Source organism: Actinomycetota bacterium, from assembly GCA_036280995.1.
Classification (GTDB): Bacteria; Actinomycetota; CALGFH01; order CALGFH01; family CALGFH01; genus CALGFH01.
The window spans coordinates 1-5,384 of the sequence record DASUPQ010000842.1 but is presented as its reverse complement, the minus strand read 5'-3'; the positions used below and the strand labels follow the sequence as shown (position 1 = coordinate 5,384).

Annotated in this window: 6 protein-coding genes; 2 read left to right on the top strand and 4 right to left on the bottom strand. The window is 76.5% G+C overall.

All coding sequences use genetic code 11. The features are described 5' to 3' along the window. The coding region (locus VF468_28170) for an FAD-dependent monooxygenase (protein ID HEX5882161.1) at positions 1 to 1,212 on the bottom strand (1,212 nt) is incomplete at its 3' end. Between the two features lie 12 nt (positions 1,213 to 1,224). Then, positions 1,225 to 2,061: an LLM class flavin-dependent oxidoreductase gene (locus tag VF468_28165; protein ID HEX5882160.1), complete on the bottom strand. Its 837-nt coding sequence runs from the start codon at positions 2,059 to 2,061 to the stop codon at positions 1,225 to 1,227. Positions 2,062 to 2,128: 67 nt separating this feature from the next. Between VF468_28165 and VF468_28160 the strand changes: the two genes are divergently transcribed. Both VF468_28160 and VF468_28155 read left to right on the top strand, forming a co-directional pair. After that, the gene (locus VF468_28160) at positions 2,129 to 2,938 is read left to right on the top strand and encodes an alpha/beta hydrolase (protein ID HEX5882159.1); all 810 of its coding nucleotides are present in this window, start codon (positions 2,129 to 2,131) and stop codon (positions 2,936 to 2,938) included. 69 nt (positions 2,939 to 3,007) lie between these two features. Further along, positions 3,008 to 3,421, top strand: a complete 414-nt coding sequence (locus VF468_28155; GenBank protein HEX5882158.1) for an ATP-binding protein — start codon at positions 3,008 to 3,010, stop codon at positions 3,419 to 3,421. Here VF468_28155 and VF468_28150 read toward each other — a convergent pair. Beyond that, positions 3,408 to 4,331, bottom strand: a complete 924-nt coding sequence (locus VF468_28150) for a metallophosphoesterase (protein ID HEX5882157.1) — start codon at positions 4,329 to 4,331, stop codon at positions 3,408 to 3,410. The genes VF468_28155 and VF468_28150 overlap by 14 nt on opposite strands. Continuing rightward, on the bottom strand, positions 4,328 to 5,149 hold the full coding sequence (locus VF468_28145; protein HEX5882156.1) for a penicillin-insensitive murein endopeptidase: 822 nt from the start codon (positions 5,147 to 5,149) through the stop codon (positions 4,328 to 4,330). The genes VF468_28150 and VF468_28145 overlap by 4 nt, the downstream gene beginning before the upstream one ends. Positions 5,150 to 5,384: the final 235 nt, after the last annotated feature.

The following is a 5,384-nucleotide window of genomic DNA, read 5'->3' as shown; positions in this document are numbered from 1 at the left end:
CAGGACGACCCGGTTGGCCAGGCGCACCGCCCGCTGGTCCAGGGGCGCGAACAGCGGCGGCGGGGCCAGCAGGAGGCCGTCCCGGCCGGCGAAGCGCCGGTCCACGGCGGCCGCGAAGGCCGGGTCGCGCCGGGTCAGCTCCAGGTGGCCGATGCGGCCCGAGCGGGTCAGCAGGTTGCAGGCGAACTGGACCGGGCCGAAGCCGTCGTAGCGGCGCACGTTCTCGAACCAGGTGGCGCTGTCGCGGGCCGCCTCCTGGAAGCGCTCGACCACCGGCTGGCGCTCCAGCTCGTAGTCGGTGAAGGCGGCCTCCAGGTCGGCCGGGTGGCGCGCCACGGCCTGGCCGAGGGCGACCGCGTCCTCCATGGCCAGCTTGGTGCCCGACCCGATGGTGAAGTGGGCGGTGTGGGCGGCGTCGCCGAGCAGGACCACGTTGCCGTGGTGCCAGCTGTGGCAGCGGACGGTGACGAAGCTGATCCACAGCGACCGGTTCGACAGCAGCTTGTGCCCGCCCAGCTCGGGGGCGAACAGCTCCTGGCAGAACGCGATGCTCTCGGACTCGCCGGCCTGGTCGAGCCCGGCCGCCCGCCAGGTGCCCTCGGTGCACTCGACGATGAAGGTGCTGGTGTCGGCGTCGAACGGGTAGGCGTGGACCTGGAAGATGCCGTGCCCGGTCGTGCGGAAGATGAAGGTGAAGGCGTCAAGGGGCAGGTCGGTGCCGAACCAGATGAATCTCGACCGGTGCACGTCCTGGGTCGGGCGCAGGTGCGGCTCCAGCAGCCGCCGGGCGGTGGAGTTGGCCCCGTCGGCGGCGACCACCAGGTCGCGGCCGGCGAACCCCTCCAGGTCGGGGACCTCCCGCTGGAAGACCAGCTCGACCCCGACCTCGCGGCAGCGCCGCTGCAGGATCTCCAGCAGCCGCCTGCGGGCGATGGCCGAGAACACGTGCCCGCCGGAGCGGACCGTGCGGCCGCCGTAGACCACGTCGATGGCGCTCCAGCGGGCGAAGGTGTCGGTGATCTCCACGTAGCTCGGGTAGTCGGCGTCGCGCAGCGCCCCCAGGGTCTCCTCGGAGAACACCACCCCCCAGCCGAAGGTGGCGTCGGGGGCGTTGCGCTCGACCACGGTGATCTCGTGGGCGGGGTCGGCCCGCTTGGCCAGCAGGGCGAAGTACAGCCCGGCCGGGCCGCCGCCCAGGACCCCGATGCGCATGCCGGCCTCCTCTCAGCCGAGCACGTCGGCCAGGCGGTCGAGCTGGGCCGGGTCGGAGACGGTGGGCAGCAGCACCAGGTGGTCGCAGCCGGCGTCCTCGTAGCCGCGGACGAAGTCCTTGACGGCCCGGCCGCTGGTGAGGTTGCCGGCGGCGATCTTGGCCGCGAACGGTCCGGTGAAGGCGTAGTAGTCGCGCAGGTAGGCCTCGCCGGCGTCGGGCTCGCCGAGGGCGAAGTAGCCCTGGCCCCAGAGCTGGGGGCGGCCCGGCCGCTCCAGGTCCCGCCAGGCCGCCCACGCCCTGGCGGCGGCGCCGGCGAAGGCCCGGGGCGGGCCGCCGCCGTGGACGTAGCCGTCGGCGCCGCGGGCCATGCGGGCGAACGCCTCCCCCGTCAGCCCGCCGGCCAGCAGCGGCGGGCCGCCCGGCTGGACCGGCTCGGGACCGACCTCGCCCTTCTCCCAGATGGCGCGGAGCTCGGCCAGCTGCTCGCCCAGGCGCCGGCCGCGGCCGGCCTGGTCGACGCCGAGCGCCTGGTAGTCGTCGGCCCTGGCCCCGATGGCCAGGCCGAGGGTGAGCCGGCCGCCGGACAGCAGGTCGAGGGAGGCGGCCTGCTTGGCCAGGAGCACGGTGTTGCGCAGCGGCCCGATCACCACCATGGTGACCAGCCGGACCCGGGTCGTGACGGCGGCCGCCGCGGCCAGGGCCGCGAACGGCTCGACGCTGCGGTACACCATCCGGTCGAGCACGCCCAGGCTGGCGAACGGCCCCGCCTCGGCCCGCCTGGCCCACTCCAGGACGGCGCGCCCGTCGGCGCCCGGCGTGGTCGTGGGCAGCCCGACCCCGACCTCCATGCTCGCTCCTCCCCGCCGCTGGTTCAGAAGTGGTGCGCCCGAGCGACGATCATGGTACGGCTCAGGGATGCGCGTCGGGATGGTCCTGGTGGTCGTGGCCGCGGTCGTGGCGGCCACGGTGGGGCTGCTCTGGGTGTTCCAGCGCCGCCTGATCTACCTCCCGTCGGGGTCGGTGCCCCCGGCCGCCTCGGTCCTCTCCGGCGCCGAGGACGTCAGCTTCGAGACCGCCGACGGCCTCCGCCTCGGCGGCTGGTTCGTCCCCGGCGCTGGAGGGCGGGGGCCGGCGGTGCTGGTGTGCAACGGCAACGGGGGGAACCGGGCCATGCGGGCGGCGCTGGCCGCCGCGCTGGCCCGGATGGGGCTGGCGGTGCTGCTGTTCGACTACCGCGGGTACGGCGGGAACCCGGGCAGCCCGACCGAGGAGGGGCTGGCCGCCGACGCCCGGGCGGCGGTCGGGTACCTGGCCGCCCGGCCCGAGGTCGACCCGGCCCGGCTGGTCTACTTCGGGGAGTCGCTGGGGGCGGCGGTGGCGCTGCGGCTGGCCACCGAGCGGCCGCCGGCGGCGCTGGTGCTGCGGTCGCCGTTCGCGTCCCTGGCCGAGGTCGGGCGGGTGCACTATCCCGTGCTGCCGGTGTCGTGGCTGCTGCGGGACCGGTTCGACTCGGCGGCGCTGGCCGGGCGGCTGGACGCGCCCCTGCTGGTGGTGGCCGGCGGCCGCGACGGCATCGTCCCCGTCGGGCACAGCCGGCGCCTGTTCGCGGCCGCGCCCCAGCCCAAGCGGCTGGTGGTCCTGGATGGCGCCGACCACAACGACCCCGAGCTGCTCGCCGGCCCCCGGCTGCTGGAGGAGCTGCGGGCGTTCCTGGCCGAGGTTTAGCCCCGCCACGATTGGGAAGGAGCCGGGCGAGACGGTCCCCCCACCCTGCCGTCGAGCCGAGGAGCGCCCGTGCGAACGGACCTGGCCAAGGCTGCACTGATCCGCAGACGCTTCGCCCGCCGTCCCGAGGAGGTGGCCGCCGCCCGGCGGTTCGTCCGGGGCGGCCTGACCCGCGGCTCCGAGGCGGCCTGGGAGACCGCCCAGCTGCTGGTCTCCGAGACGGTGACCAGCTCGCTCGACCGCACCGCCTCGGACACCGGCAGCGGCACCCTGGAGGTCGGCTACGCGGTGGTCGGCCGCCGGCTCCGGGTCGAGGTGTCCGACGACGGCGGGCCGGCGCGGCTGCGGCGGCGCATCGGCGCCGTCCGCTCGGCCGGCGGCCGGGGGCTGGAGCTGGTCCGCGCCCTGGCCAGCCGCTGGGGGGTGCGCGAGAGCTCGGCCGGGCGGACCATCTGGTTCGAGGTCGACCTCAGCGGCCGATGACGGCCCGGTCGAGGACGGTGTCGTCGTCGGCGACCACCGTCACGGCCAGCGACCCGTCGCGGACCTCCACGGCGGTGAAGTGGTGGCGGACGTGGGCGGCGACCCGTTCGGGGGTGCCGGCGGCGCAGCCGTCCAGCGGGTAGAGGTCCCGCCCGCCCCCGCCGGTGACCACGTAGGTGACCCCGCGGGCGGAGACGAAACGCTGGTAGTTGTGGTCGTGGCCGTTGAGCACCAGCGGTACCCGGTGGCGCTCCAGCACGGGCACCCAGGCGCGGCGCACCCGCTCGTTGGAGTCGTGGCGGCTGCACGACCAGGCGGCGTGGTGGAACACGACCACCCGCGGCTCCGGCCCTGGCGCGGCCAGCTGGTCGTCCAGCCAGGCCGTCTGGGCGTCGTCGACCCGGTTGGCGTCCAGGAGCAGCAGCCGCAGGCCGGGCAGCGTGCGGGCGTAGGGCAGGTTGGGCAGGCCGAGGTGGCGCAGTTGGGTGGCGCCGTGGCCGCCGGCGATGTCGTGGTTGCCGAGCGTCGCCCACAGCGGCCGGGTGCGGCGCAGCTCCCGGTAGGGCTCGTCCAGCTGGGCGGCGAACAGCTCGGGCTCGCCCCGCTCGTAGACGTTGTCCCCCGTGGTGACCAGCGCGTCGACCCGGTGCCGGGCCGCCCAGCGCTCCATCGCCCTGGCCACCGCCGCCTGGGCCCGTCCCCCGCCGAAGTCGCCAAAGGCGACCAGCCCGGCCCGGACCGGCCCCTTCGGCGGCGCGGGGACGGTGGTCGGGGCCGGCGGCTCGATCGGGGCCTTGCCGGTCCCGGCAGCGTCGCAGCCGGCCACCGCCGACAGCAGCGGGACCATCCCGGCCGCCAGCGCCTGGCGGCGGGTCAGGGGCCGGTGGACGCCTGGGCCGGGCGGGGTCACCGGCGGCTCCGGGTCGCGGGATGGAGGCGGACGTGGAGGTGGTCATCGTGGTTGCCGAGGACCATCACCACCTTGGCCGGGCCGCGCAGGCGGGTCCGAGGGCCGACGAACACGTACTGGGCGCCGGCGCGCACGAACCGGTCGACCAGCTCCTGGGCCAGCCGCCGGTCGACCTGGCTGATCTTGCCGGGGATCTTCTCCGTGCCGTCCCGGCGCGGGTAGTAGACGTCGACGTCGAGGCCGTTCTGGTGGGAGCGGTGGCCGTCGCCGCCGAACTCCGGCCCGAAGCGGCCGCCCCGGGGCCGGCTCAGGTCGCCGACGACCAGGCGGGGCGCCTCCGGGTGGGCGGCGGCGTGCTCCCTGGCGACCCGCAGCACCACCCGGACCAGCCGGTTGGTGCCCCAGCGGCGCCAGCCTGGGTTCGGGCTGGTCCGCCGGACCGGGTCGACGGTGACGAAGTGGGTCCCCTCGGCGGGGAGCTGAACCCCGCCGGCCAGCCGGCCCCGGTCGGGCCGGCCGACCGCCCGCGACCGGCGCCAGCGGATCGAGGCCTCGGGCGGCCGGCCCGACTCGGTCACCCCTGCCGAGAGCCCGGCCCCCCCGGCCCCTCCGGCCCCCCTGTGGACAGCCGCCAGCAGGCGCTTCTCCGGCTGGGCTACCCTCCCGGTAGGGGCCCCGGAACCGGGTGGGTCGCGGCGCAGCACGTCCGCGGGGCTGGGAAGGGCGCCCGCCAGCACCAGGGCGGCCAGCACCAGGGCGGCCAGCAGGGTCACCAGCGGGTGGCGCGCGGCGAACCGGGGACGCGGCGGTTGGATCACGGCGTGCAGGGTGCCAGAGGTGACCGGTCGTCGCCCAGCCGGCAGGACCGGGCAAACTCGGCGAGGTGCGGGCGAGCCGGATAGCATCGGGCGGGCCCGGGGGGGTCCGGGGGACCGCCGGGGTGGTCCCCCGGTGAATCGGCGGGAGGAACGGTTGGGCGGGATGGTCGAGGGGCACGGGGGCACGCTGGCCGTGGCGGCGGCCCGGCGGCATGGGGTCGAGGAGCTGTTCACC

Bases quoted from the DNA above. Each gene is read 5' to 3' on its own strand.
- VF468_28165 (HEX5882160.1), bottom strand. From the start codon at position 2,061: ATGGAGGTCGGGGTCGGGCTGCCCACGACCACGCCGGGCGCCGACGGG.
- VF468_28160 (HEX5882159.1), top strand. From the start codon at position 2,129: ATGCGCGTCGGGATGGTCCTGGTGGTCGTGGCCGCGGTCGTGGCGGCC.